Origin of the sequence: Methylobacterium brachiatum (genome assembly GCF_900113845.1) — a bacterium.
In the GTDB taxonomy this organism is placed as follows: Bacteria; Pseudomonadota; Alphaproteobacteria; order Rhizobiales; family Beijerinckiaceae; genus Methylobacterium; species Methylobacterium brachiatum.
On record NZ_FOQW01000009.1, the window covers coordinates 252,541 to 274,495 of the forward strand.

The window sequence follows — 21,955 nt, forward strand, 5'->3', positions numbered from 1 at the left end:
TCAATCTCTTAGCGTCAGACGCTCGCCGGGGCCGGCCGAATCTTTGGCCGACGTGCTGTGACTGCCCGCAGGACCTTGCCCGCCTTCTCGGCCGAGTAGGGCTTGCGCAAGAACTCGAAGCCTTGGGCGCCCTCCCGGGCCAGCACATGGCTGTAGCCGGAGGTGAGAACCACCGGCATCTCGGTGTATAAATCCCGCAGCCGCCGGGCCAATTCGATGCCACCCATGCCCGGCATCACCACATCCGACAGCACCGCATCGAACCGGAACGGCACCGCCTCGATCTCCGCCAGCGCCGCCTCGGCCGTCTGGTTCAGCACACTGCCGTAGCCCAGGTCGTGCAGGATCGGCGTGCAGAACCGGCCAATCTCGACGTGGTCCTCGACCACCAGGATGGACTTGTCTCCATCCTCCAGCGCCTGCCCGTTGAGCTGGGCGGCAATTAACTCCTCGCCGGGGCCGCCTCGTCTTGGGGCAGGTACAGGGTGAAGGTGCTGCCCCGCCCGACGACGCTGCACACGTCCACGTGGCCACCGGATTGGTTGGCGAAGCCGATGACCTGGGACAGCCCCTGACCGGTTCCGCGGCTGACCTCCTTCGTGGTGAAAAACGGCTCGAAGATCCGGGCGAGCTGCTCCTTCGCGATGCCCAAGCCGGTGTCGGTGACGGCGACCGCCACGAACGAGCTCGGCGAGTCGGCTTGGCCCCGGTTGCCCGGCTTCGGCGCGCCGTAGGTCATGGCGATGTAGTCAGCGTGCCTTCCCCCTTCATGGCATTGAGTGCGTTCACCGCGAGGTTCACCAGCACGGTCTCAAACTGGATGGGGTTCGCGCGCACCAAGCGAGCGCTCCACGACAACGCCATAGCCGAGAGCTTCTTCTCGACCCTCGCATGCGAGCTGCTCTATTGCCGCCGCCTCCGCTCTCAGCCCGAGGTTCGGATGGCGGTGTTCAACTACTTTGAGGGCTTCTACAATCCGCTGCGTCTTCCCTCGGTGCTCGGCTATTGCTCACCCATTGCCTTCGAGCAAAAAATCGAATTGGACAGGTCCAGCTCGACCTTGATCGAGCAAGCCCCCCTAACCGTCCATCTAACCGGGGCAATCCCAGTTCAACGCGTCGGCACTGGTTCCGCTGACTGCGTCCCCCGAGAAGCGGCCGTCGGCCAGCAGGGTGTCCAGCACACCCCCATGTGTACGCGCCGTAGGATCCGCCGCCTTGAAGCGCGAGGCAGAGCGGTCGCTGGTGGGACGCCATGGGGGTTCTTCGTGGTCAGATCCAAGTCTTGGCGTCGACGCCGTGATCGGGCCGTCGGTGCCCCTCCGGTCGCCACGCACCGCCGGCCCAGTCCGGGCTGCGGCGTGGCGTCGAGGAATGGCGCTCGACCGGCCTGCGGGAGGGGGCGAAGCGCGAGTCAGTCAATGCATCGCACCTTCGAGGAACGAAGGCGGGACTTCGTGGTATTGGCGTGGCCGGTCAGTCCTCCACTCCCCCCGTCACGGTACGACGGGTGCTCCGCCCTGGCGCGGCCGAGGGCATGATCGCGGCGCCGGAGGCGACGACACCCGCGACCATCCGAAGTTCTGGCGACTGACGGGGGTCGTCCGCTATCCGTTCCGCCTCGACCTGCAGGCGAAGGTTGCAGGCCTTGGACGGGAGACCATCGTTCGGGGTGCAGGCGTCGTGCCGGGCACACGCGGCGTCCAGGGCGTCGACCGGAGCCAGGGGGGCGTTATTGCCCGGGCCACAATAGTTGCCGTGGATCAAGAGGGTTGGACGAGCGGGTGCGGTTCCAGACTGGGCTACGCACGGGATCACGAAGCCCGCGGCTAGGAATATTGAGGTAGCGATCCGAGTGAACATGATGGGTCTGCTCTGTATGGTCGCGCCCCCTCAGGCGTGACGCCGACTGCCTTCACGGGTGACGCAGGGCCGTCCCGCGCATGCAGCCAGCTCGTCGATGTTCCCCGGTCCCTCATCGGCCGAGGGCCCCGTCGTGCACGACGTCCGTGAGCGGGATGCCCACCTTGGCCAGGGACAGGGGCGGCGTCCGTCCGACCGGGAAGGTCGTCTCCCAGCCGCCGCCGAGCGCCTTCGACAGCGCGACGAAGTCGGTCGAGATAGCGGCCGTCGCCTGGGACAGGCTGGTCTCGGCTTGGAGCACCGTCTGTGAAGCCTGGAGGACGGTCGTGAAGATTTCGACGCCCTGGACGTATCGCGCCCGCGACAGGGCGAGGGCTTGGCGCGCATCGGCCACCTGCCTGGCCAGACGCGCTCGGCGGGCCTCGTCGCCGCGTAGAGCGGCGAGGGCGTTGACGACGTCGTGCCAGCCCTGGAGCACCGCCTTCTGGTAGGCAATGGCCGCCTCCTGTTGCCGGGCGCGCTGGAGCACTAGGTTCGACTTGAGCCGCCCGCCCTCGAACAGCGGGATGGAGATCGAAGGGCCGATGTTCATGTACTGGAGCGACGAGCCCCGGAAGAGCTTGCCCGGGTCGACCGAATTCACGGTCGGGCTTCCGGTCAGCGTAACGCTTGGGAAGAACTGCGCTTCCGCGACACCGATCTCGGCCACGGCCGAATGCAGGTTGGCCTCGGCCCTGCGGATGTCGGGCCGGCGCATGACCAGGCTCGACGGCACACCGATGGGTATGCGCGGGGGCACGGGCGGGATCGAGGGGCCGGCGACGAGTTCCTGCGAGAGCGCCAGCGGCGGTTCGCCGAGCAGCAGAGAGATCGCGTTGATTTGCTGGATCTCCTGCTGCTGGAGCTGCGGCAGCTGCGCTTTGATCGCCTCGACCTGCTGTGCCGCACTGGACGTATCGAGTCCGGTGACCAATCCCTTCTGCTGACGCACCCGGACGACGTCGAGGATCTGCTCGTTGACCCGGATGTTGGCGAGGTCGATCCGGATGAGCTCCTGGGTGCCCCGCAACTGCACGTAGGCTCGCGCGAGTTCGGCCTGGCCGGAGATCAGCGCGTCGCGCCTCGCTTCCGCGGAGGCGTCCGCCTGGGCCTCTGCGGACTCGACCGAGCGCCGGACCTTGCCCCAGAGGTCGAGTTCCCAGGAGGCGTCGAAGCCCAGCGTGTAGCTCTCGAAGCCGTTGGTCAGCGGCGCCGTCAGGTTGCCGCTGGAAGCGCCGCTGCTTCCGCCCGTCAGGCTGCCGAGCGAGTTGGAGAGGAGGCCGATGGTGCCGTTCTTGCTGAACTGCTGCCGGTAGGCGCTGCCTTGCCCGTTGAGGGTCGGCAGGCCCGCGGCAGCGGCGGTATTGATCTGGGACCGGCTCTGGAACAGCCGCGCGGTGGTGGTCTGAACGTCGAGGTTCTGGGCCGCCAGACGGTCCTCAAGTTGCGCCAGCACGGGATCGCGGAAGGCGAGCCACCACGCAACGTCCGGTTCGGCGTCGATGGTGCGTGCCAGGAGTCGCCGTGGCGTCGGCGCGACGAGGCCGGTGTCGAGATAGTCGCCCGCGTCTGCGAGCGGCGTCGCAAGCGGGGCGAAGTCGGGCCCGACCGTGCATCCGGCAAGGCCGAGCAGGCCGGCCGTGATCATCGCTCGGCCGCGTCGGCCGAGGTATCGGGAGAGCGTCATGTCAGTGTCCCCCGCCGCCTTCGCCTTGCGCGGTCTTGGCCGAGATCAACAGGCATAGGGGTACGACGAGGAACGCCAGGACCGCCGCGTACTGGTACACGTTGCCGTAGGCGAGCACTTGGGCCTGCTTCGTGAAGGTCTGGTAGGTATGCGCGACAGCCTGCTGGTGCACCAACGACGCCGCCCGCCCAAGGGACCGGAGCGTGTGCTCGCTTTCCTGAATTAGCAGGTTGTAGCCGTGGCGTAGGGGCGTCATGAACGACGAGAGATGGGCTTGGTCGGCCTGCGTTCGTTCCGTCACCGCGGCGGTCGAGAGGGAGATCCCGACGGAGCCGAACACGTTGCGGAACATGGAGAACAAGGCGGATCCGTCGCTGCGGTAGCGGTCCGGCAGGGTCAGGTAGGCGATCGTGGAGATCGGCACGAACAGGAAGGCGAGTGGCGCCGTCTGCAGCGTGCGCATCCAGACCAGTGTCCGAAAGTCGACGTCGGGAGCAAGAAAGCTTGAATAGAACATCGCGGCGCCCGTGAAGGCGAACCCGAACATGATGATGTAGCGGGTCTGGACGAACTTCATCGCTACGGCGACGACGGGGATCAGGAAGATGACCGCGATGCCTCCCGGCGACAAGATGAAGCCGGAATCAAGCGCCGTGTAGCCCAGCACCTGCTGGGCGAAGTTAGGAGTAAGGACGGATCCGCCATAAAGCAGTGCCCCGACCGCACCGATGAGCAGGCAGCCGACGGAGAAGTTCCGGTCCTTGAAAACGTTGAGGTCTACGACCGGCTCGTCGGCGATCAGCAGCCAGCAGATCGCGCCGAAAATTCCCAGGAATGCGATGACGGCCATTATCCGGATGAAGGACGAGCTGAACCAGCCGTTGACCTCGCCACGGTCGATCATGACCTGCATGCAGCCGATGCCGATGACGATGAGCGACAGGCCGACGTAGTCGAGGCCGCGGGCGCGCTTCTTCTTCTCGTCTGGTGGGTCCTGAACGAGGTATGCGTTGACGAAGAAGGTGAAGATCCCGACCGGCACGTTGATGAAGAAAATCCAGCGCCAGGTCGAATGCTCGACGAGGTAGCCGCCCAGCGTCGGCCCGAGGACGGGGGCGACGACGGTCGCCACGGCCGTGACGCCGAAGGCGGCCCCGCGCTTGGCCGGCGGGAAGGTGTCGAGGATGATTGCCTGCTGGCTCGGCTGCAGGCCGCCGCCGAAGAAGCCCTGCATCAGGCGGAAGACGATGATCTGCCCAAGGCTCTGCGAGATGCCGCACAGGAACGACGACACCGTGAACATGCCGATGCAGATCAGGAAGTAGCGCTTGCGTCCGATGGTGTCGGACAGCCAGCCAGCGATGGTCAGCACAATACCGTTGGCGACGAGGTAGGCTGTCAGGGTATAGGTCGCCTCGTCGTTCGAGGCCGCGAGCGAGCCGGCGATGTAGGGCAGCGCCACGTTGACGATGGTGGTGTCGAGCACCTCCATGAACGCCGCCAGCGTGACCGCGATGGCGACGAGCCAAGGGTTGTGGGCGGATTTTCGACCGTTCGAGGCGTCGCTCATTTGAGCATCACCGTCGGTACGACGCTGATGCCGAGCGGCAGCGGCTCGTCCTTCTTCAGACCGCCGTCGATGACGATCTTCACCGGCACGCGCTGAACGATCTTGATGAAGTTGCCGGTGGCGTTCTCGGCCGGGAAGGCGGAAAACTTAGAGCCGGAGCCGCGCTGGATCGAATCCACGTGGCCCTCCAGATCGAGGTCGGGGTAGGCGTCGATGGCAATCTTGACCCGTTGCCCGGGGCGCATGCCGTCGAGTTCAGTCTCCTTGTAGTTGGCCGTCACCCAGACGTCGGTGGTGACGAGCGACATCACTTGCTGGCCGGCTGACAGGTAGTCGCCGGCGTTGACGTTGCGCTTCGTGACCCAGCCGTCCTGAGACGCGCGCACCACGCTCCACTCAATGTTCAGGTCAGCCTGCTCGACTTGCGCCTTGGCCTGTTCGGCCTGGCCCTTAAGCTGGTCGACCTGCTGCTCGGACTGACCGATGTTCTGCTGAACCGGCATGGCCTGGACGAGGCGCGCCTGCGCCTGCTCGACCTGTGCCTTAGCCTGCTGGTAGTTCGCCGCGGTAGTGTCGACGTCCTGCTGAGTCGTGGCGAGCTTCGGCAGGCTCCTCTGACGGTCGTAGTTCGCCTGCTGCAGGGCGAGGTTGGCCTTGGCCGAGTCGAGGTTGGCCTGTGCGAGCTGGAGCGCGGCGGGAAAGTTCTTCCTGGCGATCTCGACGCCGAGCTTCTGGTTGGCGACCTGCGCGTTGCTGGCGTCGAGTTGGCCCTGGGCCTGCTCGCGGCTGAACCTGAACTGCCGCGGGTCAATGCGGAAGAGCGGATCGCCCTTGCGGACGAACTGGTTGTCCGTGACATCCAGGGCGATGACCTGTCCGGCGACCTGCGGGGCGACGTTGACGATATTCCCGTCGGTGTAGGCATCGTCGGTGCTAATCTTCCCGCGCGTCGAGAGCCAGTAGTACAGGCCGCCGCCGGCGAGCAGCAGTAGGACCACCGCCGCGATGCCGATGACGAGCGGCCGTCGTTTCCTCCGAGCTCGCTTGTCGCCTTCGGCTTCGTCTTTGCCCGCCCCGGAGCCTTTGCGGTCGTCTTCATCGTCTTCCCTGTCCGATCCGGAGCCTTTCCGGTCGTCCTGCCCCTCCGCCTCGTCGCGGTCGCGTCCGTTATTGGAACGAATGTCGCGTCGGTCCTCGTCGCCGCGGCCCCGGCGACGAGGCTCGTCGTCCCGGTATTCCTGCCCGGATCGTTCGTCACGGCGTCGGCGGGATCGGTCCCCATCCGAGTGTGAGCGGCTCTCTACACGGCCGCGCCACGCATCGGCATCCTCAAGGCGGCGGTCTTCGTACCGGGACCGGGTGCGGTCCAAAGAGCCGATGTCGAGCACGTCACGTCGATCCGAGGGCCCTCTCGACGGTGCGTACGGGCCGTCCAGGTCGTCTGCGCGCATGTGGGGAGATCACCCTTAACCTTCGCACGGCAACCGGCGAGACGACCTGTACGTTTGCTGCCATGACGGCGTGATGCATACGAACCGAACGTTTCGTTTCTTTTCTGGAAGATGATGCCGATGTCAAGCGAAACGCCCGGTTCAGGCAAGCGATCATGGGTTCGTGTTTCGCGTGGTGAGGAGCGGCGCGGCGAGATCGCGGAGGTCGCGGAGCGCGTGTTTCTCAAGCACGGCTTCGCAGAGACGACGATGCGGTTAGTGGCGGTCGAGGCCGGCGCTTCGACTGAGACGGTGTACCGTCACTTCGGCTCCAAGGACGAGATGTTCATCGAGGTGGTGGGCAATCGCACCCAGGAACTTCGCCAGCGGATCGAGACCGACCTCGAAAGTACGGGGCCACTCCCGACCGTCCTGGAATCTGTCGGTATGAGCCTCTTTGGGGCAATGGTCATGCCGGAAGTGTCGGCGCTAGGGTGCATCATCGTCGGCGAAGTGCCCCGCAATCCCGCGCTCGGCGAGGCGTTCTACGCGATGGCGCCTGGCCGGACGCTCGCCAAGCTGACCTCGTACCTTACGGATGCTCGGGCCCGCGGCGATTTCATCGGGGACGACCCGCAGCTCGCTGCGAACATGTTCATCGGACTGATCATGGGGAAAATCCTGCCGGTTCGCCTCTTCATTCCGCACCTGGACGACTCCAGCCCTGAGCAGATCGAACGCCACGTCGGCGAGGCCGTGCGGATCTTCCTCAGCGTCTATCATCGAGGTGGGGCCGGAGGCGGCGGGGCGAAATGACCGTTCACTCGGGCTTTGCGGCTGCCATGGCTTCACCTTGCTCATCGGGGAGCCTCGCCATCTTGGGGCCCGTCCGGTGAGGATCTGAGGCGGGGTTGAGTGGCCGGGATGGCGATGATTCCAGGAGGGCGCCGAAGCCTGACGTGGAAGCGTCATGTGGACCCCGACCACCCGGCGGCAGCATAGCCGCGTTGGTCGTCGCCATGAAACCGACCTCACCGACGCCGAGTAGGCGGTAATCGAGCCACTGATGCCAAGGCCAACGCCTGTGGCCGGCCTCGCCTCTGGACGACACGGGAGGTCTTGAACGCCATCTTCTTCGTTCTGGGAGGTGAAAGCTCATGGCGGTTGATACTTAAGGATCTGCCGCCGCGTTCGACGACGTTCGGCTACTTCAGCCGCTGGCCTGACACAAAGCTGCTCGGCCGGATCAACCACCGCCTCGACATGCTTGATCGCGGGCGGATAGGACGGGAAGCCTCACCGTCCGCCGCGGTCCTCGACAGCCCAAGCATCAAGACGACGGAAAGCGGCTGTCCGCGCGGCTACGATGCCGGTAAGAGGGTCAAAGGGTGCAAGCGCCAAGCGCTGCTCGACATGGACGGGCGCACGCTCGTCCTAGATCTTCAGCGTGCCGACGTACATGACCGCGACGGGGCCGCGCCGGTGCTGTGCCTGTCGCGCTGGACCTTCCTGTTCATCACCAAGGCCTTCGCTGACGCCGGCTATGCCGGCGACAAGCCACATGGTCACCCGCCGGGCCAACAAGGCGCCTCCGGACCAGGGTGGCTGGAACATCTTCTGCACCGATTGGTCCGGCTTCGACATGCTGAACCCGGCGGTAGAGCAGGTGCTGCGCTGCGGCGGCGTGCAGACGGGCTTCTTCGGCTGGCCCGACCTCCCGCAGATCGAGGCCATGCGTGGGGCCTGGATCGAGGCGCCGGACGAGGACGGCCGCCGGAAGATCGCCCACGATATCCAGGCGCTGGCGATGCAGGAGGTGCCCTACCTGCCCCTCGGCCAGTATCTCAGCCGGACTGCCTATCGGGACGATCTCCGGGACGTGGTCAAGAACCTGTCCGTGTTCTGGAACGTGCGGCGAGCGTCCTAGAGGTCTACTGAGCGTGACGAAGGCGACGGTTCTCGCCGGATAGATGCTGGGCGTTCGTGCTCGTCAGAAGAGCGGGCGATACGGCTAAGGCCGTCGGCTTTCTGGCCTTTCCGGCCCAAAAGCAGAAGGTCGCGTTTCCACTCCGAGCGGTCGTACCGATCAGAGCCGAAGCCATCAGGAACTGGTATCAACGAGCAGCCAGCGTAGCTCCTGAACGCCGCGATCCACTGCCTTCCAGGGCTAACCGGCTTAGCCGAGCCGCACCGGATTGCCGTGATATCACTCGCTGATCACACCACCTTTGTTCTCTCCAATCTCTTCGATGGTATCGTTCAGAGGAAGACGAAACGGCTCAGAACGGCCGGTCTGATATCGACCCAACTGCGCCGTAGAAGCAGTCCGACGTCGTTCTCGAAAGCAGACATCGAAACTGGGCTCGCGCCGCCAAGGTACTCTTATGAGTGTTCGCCTTCCGAACTAGCGCCCCCCACTCGATCAATCCACAGTCTGCATCTGGACGACACTGCCGAGTTCACCGGGCTTGCCCGAGACCACCACGAGGTAGCGCCGGCTAGCGCCGGCATCCGTGCGGGTGACCTGTCGGATCGGACCGATCGCGTTGACGATGGCCGCGCCGGCCGGGTTGGTCATGAAGGCGGCGAGCGGCTCCAGGCCGGTCGCTCCCTTCGGATCGGCGGCGAGCGCCAGCACGAAGGGCATCTTCGGGGGCAGTCCCGTGACCGCGGCCTGCAGCGTCTGCAGCACGCCCTGGTCGAACAGGGTGACCTGCGTCGCCGGCTTGCCATCGGAACCGGCGAGCGTCAGCGCGCTGGTCTTGCCGGCGGCTCCCAGCGGCTGGAGGTTCTGCTTTCCGTCGCCCTCCGGCACGGCGTTCGGGACGTAGGCGACGCCCTGCGGACCCTGCCCGACCGGCACCTCAGCGATCACCGTGTTCGACGCGGTGTCGATCACCGCCGCCGTGTCGGCGTTCTCCAGGCCGACATAGACGCGGCTGCCGTCGCCCGAGGGCCAGAGCCCGTGCGGCAGGGCGCCGGTCGCGATGGTGGCGACCTGAGAGAAGTCGTCGGTGCGGAACACCTTGACCTGGTTCAGGCCGCCGATCGTCACGTAGGCGAACTGGCCGGCCTTGGTCGAGACGATGTTGACGTGGTTGGTGATCGGCCCGGTCTCGATCGTCTTCAGCGGCGCGAAGGGCGGACGCGCCGAAAACACCTGGGTGCGGCCGACATCCTTGAGGGTGAACCACACCTGCTTGCCGTCCGGCGTCGCGGCGATGTCGGGGCAGAACGGGCTCTCCTGCTTCACGCGGCCGACGATGGTGTGGGTCTTGGTGTCGATGACGACGGTCTCGGGGCTGAAGCTGGAGCAGACGTAGCCGTAGGTGCCGTCCGGCGAGAAGATCGTCATGCCGGGCCCGTTCGGTACGGTGATCCGGCGGGTCTCCTTGGCGGTGGCGGCATCGAGCACCGCGATATGGTCCTCGCCGCGCACGCTCACCCAGACCTCTCGGCCGTCCGGCGTGAAGAAGGCTTCGTGCGGCGAGCGGCCGACATAGGCGGTGTGGCGGACCGCGTTGGTCGCCGTGTCGATGAAGCTCACGGAGTTCGAACCGATCGAGACCGCGAGCAGGGTCCTGTGGTCCGGCGAGAAGCCCATGCCGTGAACCAGAAGCTGCCCGCGATAGAGCGGGCTCAGGTTCATCGGCGTCGGGTCGCCGAGCCGGATCACTCCGAGCAGGGTGTTGGCGGCGGGATCGACCACCGAGACCGTGTTGGAGAACTGGTCGGAAGTGTAGAACCGATCCTTGCCGCTAACCGGCACGTCCGGGGCGGACGCTGCGCCCGGGGCCTGCCCGGCAAGCGCCGGGCCGGAGAGCAGCGCGAGGGCGAGGATCGTCAGGGCGGTCTTCATCGGCGGGTCTCCGAGGGCATGGCGGCGGGGGCCGCACCGTGGTCGTGGGAATGGGCCGCACCAGTCGATGGCTGCGGCGCTTTGGGAAGTCCGGCGAGCGCACGGCGCATCACATCGATCTCCTGGCCCTGCTCGACGACGATTCCCTGCGCGAGGCGAAGCAGGACCGGATCCTTGCCGTAGAGCAGCTCCGCCTTGGCCATCGCGATCGCGCCCTCGTGGTGGGGGATCATCATCGCGGCGAAATCGCGGTCGGGATCGCCCGAGGGCGGAACCATCATGTCGGCGTGCATCCGCGTCATCGACTGCGCCATCATCGCGTCGAACGACGTCGACGACGCGGCCGGCGGCTCGCTGGCGGCCAGCGTCGGGCGCATCATCATCCGGCCGCCGACGAGGCCGCTCGCCATCAGCGCCGCCGTCACGGCAAATCCCAATGCTCCGCGCATGCGGCCTCCTCCCGATCCGGTGTCGATGGAAGGGATGCCAGAGGACCGGCTTTATTCCGCGGCGGGGCCGAAAAAGCGTTCACGCCGATGGGATCGCCTTTTTTCGTGTGTCCGCGGAATAAAGGCGCCCGTTCCGCATCCCTCCCGATGCGGTCATGCTCGACCGCGGGAGACTTCACCCATGCGCAATCTGCTGATCCGCACCGCCTTCGCGGCTGTCGCCTTCTCCGCCGTGGCCGCCCAGGCCGCCGCGCCCGCCATGACGGCCGAGACCGCCAAGGGGCCGGCGCTCGTGGATGCCAAGAACATGACCCTCTACACCTTCGACAAGGACATGGGCGGCAAGTCGATGTGCAACGGCCCCTGCGCCGCCAACTGGCCGGCCCTGACGGCGGCCTCCGGATCGGCGGCCTCCGGCGATTGGACGACGGTGACCCGGGACGACGGCACGATGCAGTGGGCCTACAAGGGCAAGCCGCTCTACACCTTCGCCAAGGACACCAAGCCGGGCGACACCACCGGTGACGGCTTCCTCAACGGTGCGTGGCACATCGCCAAGCCCTGATCGGTGAATGCCCGGATCGGCTCCTTCTGATTGGGACACGTCGTTGGACGAGATCGCCGCCCTGATCGAACCGCAGATCCCGGCCCTGCGGCGCTACGCGGTCGCGCTGCTTCGGGATCGCGAAGCGGCGGACGACCTCGTCCAGGACACCCTGGAGCGGGCATTGTCCGCTTGGTCCGGGCGTCGCCGCGACGGCGACCTGCGGGCGTGGTTGTTCACGATCGAGCGCAACCTGTTCCTGGCCGCCGTCCGGCGCCGGGGCCGGCGCGGCGCCGATCTCGGCGCGGAAGCGTTGGAGCAGGTGCCGGATCCGAGCGCCGACCCGGGGGCAGCTTTGGGAGCCCGCGACGTGCTCGCCGGGCTCGACACCCTGCCCGAGGAGCAGCGCTCGGTGCTGCTCCTCGTGGCGGTGGAGGACCTGTCCTATGCCGAGGCGGCACAGGTGCTCGGGGTGCCGCTCGGCACGGTGATGTCGCGATTGAGCCGGGCGCGCACGCGGATGCGCGGATTTCTGGAGACGGGCCGGACAGGCCTGCTGAGGAGGGTTAAATGAGCGGGGATCCGCGCCCGGTCGGCGAGGACGACCTGCACGGCCTGATCGACGGCCGCCTTGAACCGGAGCGGCAGGCGCTGGTCGAGGCGTGGCTCGCGGGGAACCCCGCGCGTGCGGCTGAAGTCTCGACGGACCGAGTTCTGCGCGAGCGCCTGCGCGCCCGCCTCGCGCCGATCGCCGAGGAGGCGATCCCGGCGCGACTGCGGGTGGCCAACATCCGCTCGCGACACCTGTACCCTGGCGCAAGCTGGTTCCCCATGGCGGCTGCGGCCGTGCTCTGCCTCGCGCTCGGCGGCGCCGGCGGCTGGGTCGGCCATGCCCTGCACGGTGTGCCCGCGGTGGCGGTGGCGGAGGCACCGGCGACGCAGGACGCGGTCGCAGCCTTCCGCACCTTCGTGGTCGAGGCGGTGCATCCGGTGGAGGTGCGCGCCGACGAGAAGCCCCACCTCGTGACGTGGCTCTCGAAGCGTCTCGGTCACGCGGTCGCGGCCCCCGACCTCTCGGCGCAGGGCTTCCGGCTGATGGGCGGGCGCCTGTTGCCGGCTGGCACCGAGCCCGCGGCGATGTTGATGTACGACGACGACCGCGGCACCCGGCTGACGCTCTACAGCCGCGTCGGTGACGGCGACGGCCGCACACTCTTCCGCTTCGCCCGCGAGGGCGACATCGCTGCCTTCTCCTGGGTCGATGGTGGCATGTCCTACGTCGTCACCGGCCGCACCGACGAGGCCCGGCTGCTCACCGTCGCGCAGGCGGTCGATGCGCAGGTCCGCGGCCTCGCGCCGGATCGTCGGCAGCCATGACCCTTGACCAGCTTCGCATCTTCGTGGCGGTGGCCGAGCGGCAGCACGTGACGCGGGCCGCCGAGGCGCTGAACCTCGTCCAGTCGGCGGTCAGCACGGCGATCGCCAACATCGAGGGGCGGCACGCGACGAAGCTGTTTCACCGGGTTGGCCGCGGGATCGAACTGACCGAAGCGGGGCGCGTGTTCCTCGTCGAGGCCCGCGCCGTGCTCGCCCGGGCCGAGGCCGCCGAACTTGTGCTCGCCGACCTCAGCGGCATGCGACGCGGGACGCTGGCGCTCTACGCCAGCCAGACCATCGCGAGCGATTGGTTGCCGCGCCACCTCGTCGCCTTCCGCCGCACCTACCCTGAGATCGCCCTGCGCTTGGCCGTGGGCAACACCACCGACGCCGCCGACGCGGTGCGCGCCGGGCAGGCCGAACTCGGCTTCGTCGAGGGGGCGTTGGACGACCCGACGCTTGCGAGCACCACCATCGCGCGGGACCAACTCGTTCTCGTGGTCGCCCCAAACCATCACTTCGCCGGGGCGACCGCCCTCGCACCCGAAGACCTCGCCGGGGCCGATTGGGTGCTGCGCGAGGCTGGATCGGGAACCCGCTCGGCCTTCGAGGCGGCGCTCACGGAGGCTGGCCTCGCCCCGGCCCAACTCCGGGTCACGCTCGAACTGCCCTCGAACGAGGCGGTGCGCGCCGCCGTCGAGGCCGGGGGCGGGGCCACCGTCCTGTCCGAGACCGTGGTCGCCGCCGCGATTCGGGCCGGGACCCTGGTGCGGGCGGCGTTCGAGTTGCCCAGCCGACCCTTCCGGGTGCTGCGCCACAAGGAGCGCTACCGCAGTCGGGCCGCCGACGCGCTGCTCGAACTCATCGCAACGTCGGATCCCGGATGAGCGAGCCTGCGAAACCCGTGCCCCCCCCGACGACCCGCGGGTGAGGCTCGCCAAGGACCGGACTCGGCGTCGGCCTGGCCGCTTAGCGCTTCCTGCGGGAGGTGCTGGCGGTCTGGCCGCCGAAGGTGCTGTCGCTGACGCTGATCGCCTCATTCTCCGGCGCCGTGTGGCGGGACCGGGCGATCCGGGCGCGACTCGCCCATGCCGAGATCCCGATGATGCCGCGCCTCCTCACCGTCGGGATCGCGGCCCTGCCGATCGCGATCTCGGTCCTCGCGGCCACCGCCCTGCTCCGGGCGTGAGGGTCATCAGGCGACGGTCACCCGCACCCGGTGCCAGGCGGCGCTGAGGTAGCCCTTGTAGTTCCAGGTGTCGTCGGGAGCGGCCGGCTGGGTCTGGCCGGCGGAATCCCAGGCCCGCACCGCGAGTTCGTGCTCGCCAGCGGTCAGCTCGCGCTCGATCTCCCAGAACGTCCAGGCGTAGGGCGCGTCGGCATCGCGCTCGATCCGGGCCTGCGCCCAGCTGCGGCCGCCATCCGTCGAGACGTCGACCCGGGCGACCGCGCGGTCGCTGGCGATGGCGTAGCCGCGGATCGCGTGCCGGCCGGCCTTCAACGCCGCGCCGCGGGCGGGCTCGCAGATCGCGCTGTTGAGCGGCATCGCCTCGATGGTGATGCCGTGGGCCGGCTCGGCGGTCTCGGCCGTCACGTCGGGCGGAAACAGCTTGTAGTCGTCGGCCTGCATCGGGTTGTCGGAGGGCCGGTCCTGCACCGTGATGCGGGCGAGCCATTTCGGGCTGCGGATGCCGGCAAATCCCGGCACCACCACGCGCAAGGGATGGCCGTGCTCGGGGGCGAGAGGCTCGCCGTTCATCGCGAAGGCAAGCAGCGTCTCGGGGGCCAGCGCCTTGGCGAGCGGGATTGAGGCGCCGAAGCGCGTGTCCGTGTCCGCGATCCGGTCGTGGCTCTCGAAGGCGACGTGGCGCCCATCATCCGCATCGATGCCGGCAGCGCACAGCACGTCGGCGAGCCGCACGCCGGTCCATTCCGCGTTGCCGATGGCACCGGGCGCCCACGGATCGCCGGAAACCGGCGCCACAGCCAGCATGTCGGCCCGGCGATTGCCGGCGCATTGCATCACCGCCGTGACGGTGACGGGCGCGAAGCGCGCCTTCAGATCGGCGACGGAGAGGTCGAGCGGCGCGGCGACCATCCCGTCTACGGTCAGGCGGTAGCCGTCGGCGTCGAGGTCCGGGATGTCGCCGTGGCTGCGGACGTAGAAGTCGGCCTGGTCGGTGAGGAACGCCGCCCGAAGGCGATCGAGCGGCGGCTCGGCGTTGTAGGGCGCCTTTCCGTGCACGATGAGGCGGTCCTTGCGCTGGAACAGGCCGAGCATGGGGTCTTTGTCCTGCGTTCGTGACGGGTCGACACCGGGAACGCGCCGGGAGCCGAGTAGGCACCCGACGCGCGACGCTTCACGGCTTCATCGTCGAAACCACCGCGTTCTTCGCGCGATCGACCACGGCGACGCTGAGATCGCGGTTGAGGACGTAGGCGCGGGCGTTGTCGGTCGAGAACGCGATGGCTTGGCGCGGCTCGTTCAGGCCGGTCACCGTGGCGACGACGGTGAGTGTACCGGTGTCGATCACCGAGAGCGAATTGTCCTTGAGGTTGCCCGAATAGACGAAGCGCCCGTCCGGGGTCAGCGCGGCGCCGTAGGGGTCTTTGCCCACCGTGACTTCGGACGTGACCTTGCGGGCGGCGACATCGACCACGCCAACGGTGTTGCGGCCGCTGTTGGCGGCAAACAGCGTCTTGCCGTCCTTGGTGATCGAGATGGCGCGCAGCTTGTCGAACCCGGCGATCTCGCCGGTGATCTTGTTCGTGGCGGTGTCGACCAACGTGATCTTGTCGCCGAGGAAGTTCGTCACGAACACGGTCTTGCCGTCGGGCGACAGCTTCACGCCCTGGCGCGGCTGCGCGAAGCCGGGGATCACGGCCTCCGCGAGCATAGTCTTGGTGTCGAACACGGTCAGCGTGCTCGCGGCCTCGTTGTTGACGTAGAGCTTGCCCCCGTCGGCCGAGAGCACGGTGCCGAAGGCCCCTGGCCCGGCGGCGAGAATGCCGACCTCCTTGCCTGTGGCGGTCTCGTAGATCGTGATCCGGCCGGTGCCGCTGTCGGAGACGTAGAAGCGGGTGCCGTCCGGTGCGAACACGATGTTGCGCGGCGTCACGAAGCCGTCGAGGCGGCGCAGCACCGTCCCCTTGGCGACATCGTAGACGATGACGGCGCTCTCCTCGCTGTTCGACACCGCGGCGACTGTGCCGGCAGCGTTCAGGGCCAGCGCGTTGTTCTTGATCGCGCCGTCGAAACCGGCGGCGGATCCGGGCTGGCCCTGGGCGAGGAGCAAGGCAGCTCCGGCGAGGAGGGCGCGCAGGCTGGAACGGACATGGGTCATGAAGCGTGTCTCTCGGGCATGCGCCCTCGTCCGGCGGCCTGGGGCCGGCCGTGCGGGCGGGTTCGAAATCGGATTGCGTCGTGCGGGACCGGTCCGGCCATGCATCGCCTCAAGGAGATGCCAGCGAGGGCGGTCTATTCCCCGAGGCCGGCGAAAAAACGCGGCGGCCTCGGGATTCGGGGGTTCAGGGCGTCGGCTTCAACGCCGTGAGGTAGTCGACGATGGTCTGCACGTCGGCCTGATCGACCGGCGCCTTGTAGACGTGGACCATCTTGTTCACGGTCTCGGTCCACTGCGCCTTCGTGAGCTTGGGCTGGGTCAGCACCATCCCGGCCGAGTGGCAGGCGAGGCAGTTGTTATTGACCGCCTCGGCCCCCGGCCCGTCGGGGAAGATCCGGTCGGAGGTCGGCATCTGGATCGATTGCGAGGTGAAGCGCATCGGCTCGGGGGCCGGGGCGGCGAGCGCGACCAGGGGAGACAGGGCGAGTGCGGCGATGAGGGCTGCCGGATGGATCGGGTTCATGGCTAATCTCCTCAAGCGGCCTGGAAGGACACGGTCTCGATGCCGTTCTGCATGAATCCGTTGGCGTTCCAGACCCGGTCCATGCCCTGCGCCACGCCGTTGGTGTTGGTGCAGCGGACCCTGACCGTGTGGGTTCCGGAGGCCAGTGCCGGCAGGCTGCCCTCGAAGCGGCGGAAGCTGTAGGGGCCCTCGTCCTTGCCGAGTTGCGCCGGGAACCACGTCGCCCCGCCGTCTCCGGAGAAGTCCACCGCCTTCACCCCACAATCGCCGCCGAAGGCGATACCGCGGATGGCCACCGGCGTTCCGGCCGCCACCTTGGCGCCGTCGGTCAGGTTGGTGACGAAGGAGCGCGGCACCATCCTGTTGATCGGTACCGTCTTGAAGCCGGTCTGGCCGGGCTTGATGTTGGCGCCCGGCACGTCCGGGATACGGTAGGCGGTCTTCATCCAGTACTGATCGTCGGGCTTGTCCAGCACCTCGATGTCGGACAGCATCTTGACCCAGTAGGTCGAGTACCAGCCCGGCACCACGAGACGAAGCGGGAAGCCGTTGAGCAACGGCAGCTGTTCGCCGTTCATCGCGTACGCGATCATCACCTCACCATTGTTGGCGTGGTCGAGATCGAGCGACTTCTTGAAGTCCGGCGCGTCGTCGACCACCGGCTCGTCGAGGCCGCTGAAACGCACCTGCACGGCACCGGCCTTCACCCCGGCCCTTTCGAGCACGTCCTTCAGCCGTACCCCGGTCCAGCGGGCGTTGCCCATCGAGCCGTTGGCCCATTGCGCGCCGGGAACCCGCGGCTCGAACAGCCCGCGGGAGTTGCCCGAGCACTGGTTGACCGCGGCGATCTCGAAGCGCGGCAGGCCGGCGATGGCATCGAGGGAGAGCGAGAGTTCCTTCTCGACATGACCGTGGACCTTGAGACGGAAGGTGCCGGCATCAACCTCGGTTGGGATCGAGGCCCAGTGCCAGCGCACGTAGAAGCGGTCGTTGGGGGTGAACACGCCCTCATCGAACACCGCAAACGGCGTCTCCAGCAGCGGCGGATGGGTACGCTGGAGGATCATCTCGCCCTTGCCGGGAAAGGCCGTCGTGAGATCCCGCACATCCGGGCCGCCGGGTAGCGGCAGCTTCACCGAGCCCGCGGCCCAGGCCGGCATCGCGGCGGCAAGGCTGCCGAGCCCGAGCCCGCCCAACAGGAGGCGGCGGTTCATCGGTCTGTCCAATCCGTGCATGGTCTCTCCCTTCAAAGTTCGTCGGCGTCGATGCGTTCGAGGGCACCGGACCCGTGGCGATTCCTTGCGACTAGGGAGATGCTACGGGATGCGTTTTATTCCCACCAACGGTCTTTCGCGATGCGAACGATCTCCCAACGCGATGATTTGAGAATTTTGGATCTCCGCGCCGGTGGTGCCAGATATCGTCTCGACGTCAGACCGCCGGTGCTTCGACAGGCGCGGTCCTGCGACACCCGAACAAGGCGTGACGCTCGGCGAAACCGCGAAGGGCGACAATGCCGAGCGGTTCGAGGGCATGCGCCAGGCCGTGGAGGAAGGTGTCGGTGGCGATCAGCGGCGTGTCGTAGGTCTTGCACAGGCGCTCGACGCGAGCGAGCACGTTGAGATCGCGGCCGATCGCCGTGAAGTCGACCCGGTCGCCGCCGCCGATATTGCCGTAGGCGACCTCCCCAACATGAAGTGCGACGCCGACCTCAAAGGCAGCCCTGTCACCGTCGCGCAGGGTCGCAAGCGCATCGAGTGCGGCCTCGGCGGCACGCAAGGCGGCACGGCGCGCCTCGGCCTCGTCGCGATCGGCATCGAACACGGCCAGCAGCCCGTCACCAATATACTTTAGCACCTCGCCGCCTTCCGCCTCGACGGCCGGCACGATGGCATCGAACATCCGGTTGAGGGCGGCCACGACATGGTCGGGGCTTTGCCGGTCGGACAGTTCACCGAACCCGCGCAGATCGGTCAGCATCATCGCGGCCCGCATGAGGCGTACGTCGCCGCGCCGCACTGTGCCGGCCAGGATTTGCCGCGCTGGGTCGCGCCCGACATAGGCGCTCAGGACCGCGCCAAGCATGTCGTCGAGCGCCTTGATTTCGAACAGCAGCGAGAACGGCTCGACCAGCGCCAGCAACGTCTCGATCTCGATCGGCGTGAAGCCGCCCGGTCTCGCCGTGGCCCAGGAGGCGGCACCCATGCGTCCACGCGCGGCGCGCAGCGGCGCGATGAGGTAGTCGGTCAGACCCTCGTTGCGAAGCTCGCCAAGCACGGGAAACGGCAGCGGCCCATCCCCGTCGAGACGGCATTGGAGTGGGGTCCGCGTCTCGACCACGTGCTCGACGGTGTTGCCGTGGAAGGTCGGCGTGCCCTCGATGCCGTGGCGGCGACGCAGGGCTAGGCTCGACGTTCCTGGATGCCAGACGCGCATCACCCACCGGAACGACGGATGCAGGGTCGGCGCGTGGGTGGTGGCGCGGGCCAGCGGCAGGCCGAGCCCCGAGAGGCACGCACTGAACCCATCGAGAAGGGCTGCCGCGTCCACCGCTTCGCGACCCGGCCCCATCAACCATCCCGTTGCCTGCGCGACTGCCTCGGATGAAGATTGGGACGAACGTGTCACGGCAATTCTTCCATCAAGGGGTGGGATCGATGCCTTAGCGCAGATCAGACGAGGCCGAGCACATGGATTAGGCCGAGGCTGACGGCGCCGAGGGCAAGGAGCGAGGCGATTACAGCGAGGGTCACCCGCGCCCCGGCCTTGGCGACGCTGCGCACGTCGACCCCGAGGCCGAGCGCCGCCATCGAGACCACGGTCAGCACGTTGGCGGTCTCCGACATCGGCGCGAGGGCGATCTGCGGGATCAGCCCGGCCGAGCGAAGTCCCGCGAGCGCCAGGAAGGCGAGGATGAACCACGGCACCAGGCGCTGGATCGCGAGGCCGCCGCGGGCCGGGCGGTCACCGGCGGTGACGCCGGGGGCGGCCTCGTCGGTCTCCTCGCGCAGCCGGCTCGCACCGAGCGAGAGCATCAGAACGACCGGCCCGAGCATCAGCACCCGGACGAGCTTCACCAGGGTTCCGACCTGGACGCTGAGCGCCGCGACCGGCGCGGTGGCGGCGAGGACCTGCGGCACGGCGTAGACGGTGAGGCCGGCGAGCACGCCGTACTGCATCGGCGACAGGCCGAGCAGCGGCACCAGCAGCGGCAGGCCGAGCACCACCAGCACGCCCAGCACCGCGGTGAAGGCGATGGAGGCGGCGACGTCCTCGCCGTCGGCGCCGATCACCGGGGCGGTGGCGGCGATCGCCGAGTTGCCGCAGATCGAGTTGCCGCAGGCGACGAGGATCGCCATGCGCGAATGCAGTCCGAGCGCCCGGCCGATGCCGTAGCTCGACAGGATCGCGACCACGACGACGCCCGCGATGCCGAAGAGCAGGCCCGGGCCGGCGGCGAGGATCGTCGCGAGGCTGAGCGACGCGCCTAGCATTACGACCGCGATCTCCAGCACGGTCTTGGCCCCGAAGGCGATGCCGGGAAAGAAACGCTGCGACGGGGTCCAGGCGGTGCGGATCGCGCTCCCGAGGAGGATCGCCAGCACCAGGGCTTCGAGCCAAGCGCGACCGAACAGGTGCGTCTCGACGGCTTCGAAGCCGACCGCTGCGGCGGTAACTGCCACGCAGAGGCCCAGTCCTGGAAGGATGGCTCTCGTGCCGGCCAGGGCACGCATCGATCGAGGGTGGGAGACAAGTCTGGGGGCGGACATGGGTGGCTCCGATGTGATGCCGGAGAATCCCACTTCCCTTTCATTCACTCCAACGGAATGATTAGATAATTCCCATCACTTAATTAGATCAAATGGGGATCCCTTCGAAGCGTGAGGCGACCCATTCTTGGGGGCCTACAGGCGGATTCAACCGTCGATCCAGCGGGCCTCGATCGTCGTGTCCGCAGCAAACTCATAGATCCTGACGGAGCCCGTCGCGAGTTCGAGGTGCTCGACCTCCGCCGGGCTGAGGTCGTCGAGCGCCATAACGAGCGCCCGCAGGCAATTACCGTGGGCGACGACGAGCACGTCCCCGCCCATGACCGCCGGTAGGATGGATCGGAGGTAGCATGGCACGATGCGGGCGACGGTATCGCGCAGGCTCTCACCGTTCGGCGGCGCCTCGGCGTAGGAGCGCCGCCAGGTCTCGATCCGCTCCGCCCCCCAGCGCGCATCGGCGGCGGTCTTGTCGAGCCCGCTGAGGTCGCCGTAGTCTCGCTCGTCGAGCGCGGCGAAGCGTTGAGGGATTAATCCGGGTTGCCCGAGCGTATCGAGGATAAGCCGGCCGCTCACGACGGCCCGCGTCAGCGTCGAGGTGAAGGCATCGGAAAAGCGCCAGCTGCGCTCGGCCAAACGCCGCCCGGCTGCCACGGCTTCTATCCGACCCTGCTCGGTCAAGGGCGAGTCCAGCAATCCCGTGAACAGACCGGATCGGTTGGCTACGCTCTGGCCATGCCGGACCAGCACGAGACGTCGCGTGATTGGGGCTTTGCGATCGTGAATCACTCTGTCTCCCAAGGCAACGCACTTTCGCGTCGGTCGCATCGCCTCTGATGAAAACGGCATCCGGCTTTTACGAACTTCGACCCTGAGATGGGTTGGACCGTCCATCCGGAGACGGCGATTCAGCCTAGGTCCGCTTTAGAACGTCTTGCGACCGAAAGCAGCCAAGCTGCTTCCCACCCACTCCAGTCATTCAGGAGTTCCTGGCTGCATGACCAGATCTGGCCGAAAGCAGAATGGCCGTTTCGGAGAAGGCTGGCTGGAAAAGCGGACGGCCTGCTATCGACCGAGGCTGTCGTCTAATCGCTTGGCATAAAGCAAGTCCTTTTCGGGTCGTCGGGCTGTCGTTTGCCGGGAGCACGGTCGTCTTCGCGGTCGGCATGAGCCGCCGCATGATGGGGCTTCGCAGGATGAACCTTCCGATGTGTGAAGCGCACTCGATGGGCCGGTGAGGATCTCAGGGTGCAACAGCCTCGGCGGAATGGTTCGCCCCCGTCCCGGCAGGGACGCCTCGACGCGCTTTGACGCGCGGCAAGCTCGGGTGTTCTGAGATCAGGCCATGGCAGCCTTCGCCAGGTAGGGTTGGCCGGACCGCAACATGGCATGCATGATGACAGCCAGCTTGCGTGCGACGGCCACGGCGGCGCGCTTGAAGCCCAGCCGCTCGCGCAGCTTCAGCCCCCATGCACGCAGGTCGCTGTCCACCCGGCTTCGCGTC

General features: G+C 67.5%; 20 protein-coding genes and 3 pseudogenes. 9 read left to right on the plus strand and 14 right to left on the minus strand.

Going from position 1 to position 21,955, the window contains the following annotated elements; translation table 11 throughout:
• Window positions 1-14 precede the first annotated feature (14 nt).
• A pseudogene (locus BMZ47_RS29320) lies at window positions 15-837 on the minus strand (ATP-binding protein); the annotation flags it as partial.
• Between BMZ47_RS29320 and BMZ47_RS28595 the strand changes: the two are divergent.
• The gene (locus BMZ47_RS28595) at window positions 821-1,540 is read left to right on the plus strand and encodes an IS3 family transposase (protein WP_158682019.1); all 720 of its coding nucleotides are present in this window, start codon (window positions 821-823) and stop codon (window positions 1,538-1,540) included. The pseudogene BMZ47_RS29320 and the gene BMZ47_RS28595 sit on opposite strands and share 17 nt — an antisense overlap.
• Before the next feature lie 434 nt (window positions 1,541-1,974).
• Here the strand turns inward: BMZ47_RS28595 and BMZ47_RS14130 are convergent, their stop codons facing one another.
• The 3 genes from BMZ47_RS14130 to BMZ47_RS14140 are packed head-to-tail and all read right to left on the minus strand — an operon-like array spanning window position 1,975 to window position 6,546.
• Window positions 1,975-3,588 (minus strand): efflux transporter outer membrane subunit, encoded by a 1,614-nt coding sequence (locus tag BMZ47_RS14130; RefSeq protein ID WP_012322140.1) that lies wholly within the window; start codon window positions 3,586-3,588, stop codon window positions 1,975-1,977.
• A 1-nt stretch (window position 3,589) separates the two neighbouring features.
• Entirely contained in the window at window positions 3,590-5,158 is a 1,569-nt protein-coding gene (locus BMZ47_RS14135; RefSeq protein ID WP_012322141.1) for a DHA2 family efflux MFS transporter permease subunit, read from the minus strand.
• Window positions 5,155-6,546, minus strand: coding sequence for an HlyD family secretion protein (locus tag BMZ47_RS14140; RefSeq protein WP_244413147.1), 1,392 nt, complete (start codon window positions 6,544-6,546; stop codon window positions 5,155-5,157). Before BMZ47_RS14140 ends, BMZ47_RS14135 begins: the two co-directional genes overlap by 4 nt.
• A gap of 183 nt (window positions 6,547-6,729) precedes the next feature.
• Here BMZ47_RS14140 and BMZ47_RS14145 point away from each other — a divergent pair, with 183 nt between their 5' ends.
• The 3 genes and pseudogenes from BMZ47_RS14145 (at window position 6,730) to BMZ47_RS14155 (ending at window position 8,515) form a co-directional block, all read left to right on the plus strand.
• Window positions 6,730-7,404 carry a TetR/AcrR family transcriptional regulator gene (locus BMZ47_RS14145; RefSeq protein ID WP_158682020.1) on the plus strand — a complete coding sequence of 225 codons (675 nt, stop codon included), beginning with the start codon at window positions 6,730-6,732 and terminating at the stop codon, window positions 7,402-7,404.
• Between the two features lie 154 nt (window positions 7,405-7,558).
• A pseudogene (locus BMZ47_RS14150) lies at window positions 7,559-8,175 on the plus strand (transposase); the annotation flags it as partial.
• On the plus strand, window positions 8,150-8,515 hold the full coding sequence (locus BMZ47_RS14155; RefSeq protein WP_041372424.1) for a periplasmic substrate-binding domain-containing protein: 366 nt from the start codon (window positions 8,150-8,152) through the stop codon (window positions 8,513-8,515). The pseudogene BMZ47_RS14150 and the gene BMZ47_RS14155, both read left to right, overlap by 26 nt.
• 495 nt (window positions 8,516-9,010) lie before the next feature.
• Here BMZ47_RS14155 and BMZ47_RS14160 read toward each other — a convergent pair whose 3' ends face one another.
• Both BMZ47_RS14160 and copM read right to left on the minus strand, forming a co-directional pair.
• Complete coding sequence (locus BMZ47_RS14160; RefSeq protein WP_012322152.1) at window positions 9,011-10,447, minus strand: YncE family protein; 1,437 nt, start codon at window positions 10,445-10,447, stop codon at window positions 9,011-9,013.
• Window positions 10,444-10,896 (minus strand): CopM family metallochaperone, encoded by a 453-nt coding sequence (gene copM, locus BMZ47_RS14165; RefSeq protein WP_012322153.1) that lies wholly within the window; start codon window positions 10,894-10,896, stop codon window positions 10,444-10,446. The genes BMZ47_RS14160 and copM overlap by 4 nt, the downstream gene beginning before the upstream one ends.
• A 181-nt stretch (window positions 10,897-11,077) precedes the next feature.
• Here copM and BMZ47_RS14170 point away from each other — a divergent pair, with 181 nt between their 5' ends.
• The 5 genes from BMZ47_RS14170 (at window position 11,078) to BMZ47_RS14190 (ending at window position 14,006) form a co-directional block, all read left to right on the plus strand.
• Window positions 11,078-11,461, plus strand: coding sequence for a COG4315 family predicted lipoprotein (locus BMZ47_RS14170; RefSeq protein WP_012322154.1), 384 nt, complete (start codon window positions 11,078-11,080; stop codon window positions 11,459-11,461).
• A gap of 43 nt (window positions 11,462-11,504) precedes the next feature.
• Window positions 11,505-12,014, plus strand: a complete 510-nt coding sequence (locus tag BMZ47_RS14175) for an RNA polymerase sigma factor (protein WP_012322155.1) — start codon at window positions 11,505-11,507, stop codon at window positions 12,012-12,014.
• On the plus strand, window positions 12,011-12,817 hold the full coding sequence (locus tag BMZ47_RS14180; RefSeq protein WP_029358180.1) for an anti-sigma factor family protein: 807 nt from the start codon (window positions 12,011-12,013) through the stop codon (window positions 12,815-12,817). Before BMZ47_RS14175 ends, BMZ47_RS14180 begins: the two co-directional genes overlap by 4 nt.
• Complete coding sequence (locus BMZ47_RS14185; RefSeq protein WP_012322157.1) at window positions 12,814-13,704, plus strand: LysR family transcriptional regulator; 891 nt, start codon at window positions 12,814-12,816, stop codon at window positions 13,702-13,704. The genes BMZ47_RS14180 and BMZ47_RS14185 overlap by 4 nt, the downstream gene beginning before the upstream one ends.
• Window positions 13,705-13,805: 101 nt before the next feature.
• Complete coding sequence (locus tag BMZ47_RS14190) at window positions 13,806-14,006, plus strand: hypothetical protein (protein WP_012322158.1); 201 nt, start codon at window positions 13,806-13,808, stop codon at window positions 14,004-14,006.
• A 6-nt stretch (window positions 14,007-14,012) separates the two neighbouring features.
• On the opposite strand, the gene BMZ47_RS14195 is transcribed toward BMZ47_RS14190, so the two are convergent.
• From BMZ47_RS14195 to BMZ47_RS27980, 8 genes and pseudogenes are all read right to left on the minus strand, one after another.
• Window positions 14,013-15,098: a molybdopterin-dependent oxidoreductase gene (locus BMZ47_RS14195; RefSeq protein WP_012322159.1), complete on the minus strand. Its 1,086-nt coding sequence runs from the start codon at window positions 15,096-15,098 to the stop codon at window positions 14,013-14,015.
• 79 nt (window positions 15,099-15,177) lie between these two features.
• Window positions 15,178-16,161: a beta-propeller fold lactonase family protein gene (locus tag BMZ47_RS14200; protein WP_012322160.1), complete on the minus strand. Its 984-nt coding sequence runs from the start codon at window positions 16,159-16,161 to the stop codon at window positions 15,178-15,180.
• A 184-nt stretch (window positions 16,162-16,345) separates the two neighbouring features.
• Window positions 16,346-16,684, minus strand: coding sequence for a c-type cytochrome (locus BMZ47_RS14205; protein WP_012322161.1), 339 nt, complete (start codon window positions 16,682-16,684; stop codon window positions 16,346-16,348).
• Between the two features lie 11 nt (window positions 16,685-16,695).
• On the minus strand, window positions 16,696-17,919 hold the full coding sequence (locus BMZ47_RS14210) for a molybdopterin-dependent oxidoreductase (RefSeq protein ID WP_012322162.1): 1,224 nt from the start codon (window positions 17,917-17,919) through the stop codon (window positions 16,696-16,698).
• Between the two features lie 196 nt (window positions 17,920-18,115).
• Window positions 18,116-19,255, minus strand: coding sequence for an adenylate/guanylate cyclase domain-containing protein (locus BMZ47_RS14215; protein WP_012322163.1), 1,140 nt, complete (start codon window positions 19,253-19,255; stop codon window positions 18,116-18,118).
• A 101-nt stretch (window positions 19,256-19,356) separates the two neighbouring features.
• Entirely contained in the window at window positions 19,357-20,418 is a 1,062-nt protein-coding gene (locus BMZ47_RS14220) for a YeiH family protein (protein ID WP_029358182.1), read from the minus strand.
• A 183-nt stretch (window positions 20,419-20,601) separates the two neighbouring features.
• Window positions 20,602-21,216 (minus strand): 2,3-bisphosphoglycerate-dependent phosphoglycerate mutase, encoded by a 615-nt coding sequence (locus BMZ47_RS14225; RefSeq protein WP_029358184.1) that lies wholly within the window; start codon window positions 21,214-21,216, stop codon window positions 20,602-20,604.
• Between the two features lie 573 nt (window positions 21,217-21,789).
• Window positions 21,790-21,955: pseudogene (locus tag BMZ47_RS27980) on the minus strand (IS110 family transposase); the annotation flags it as partial.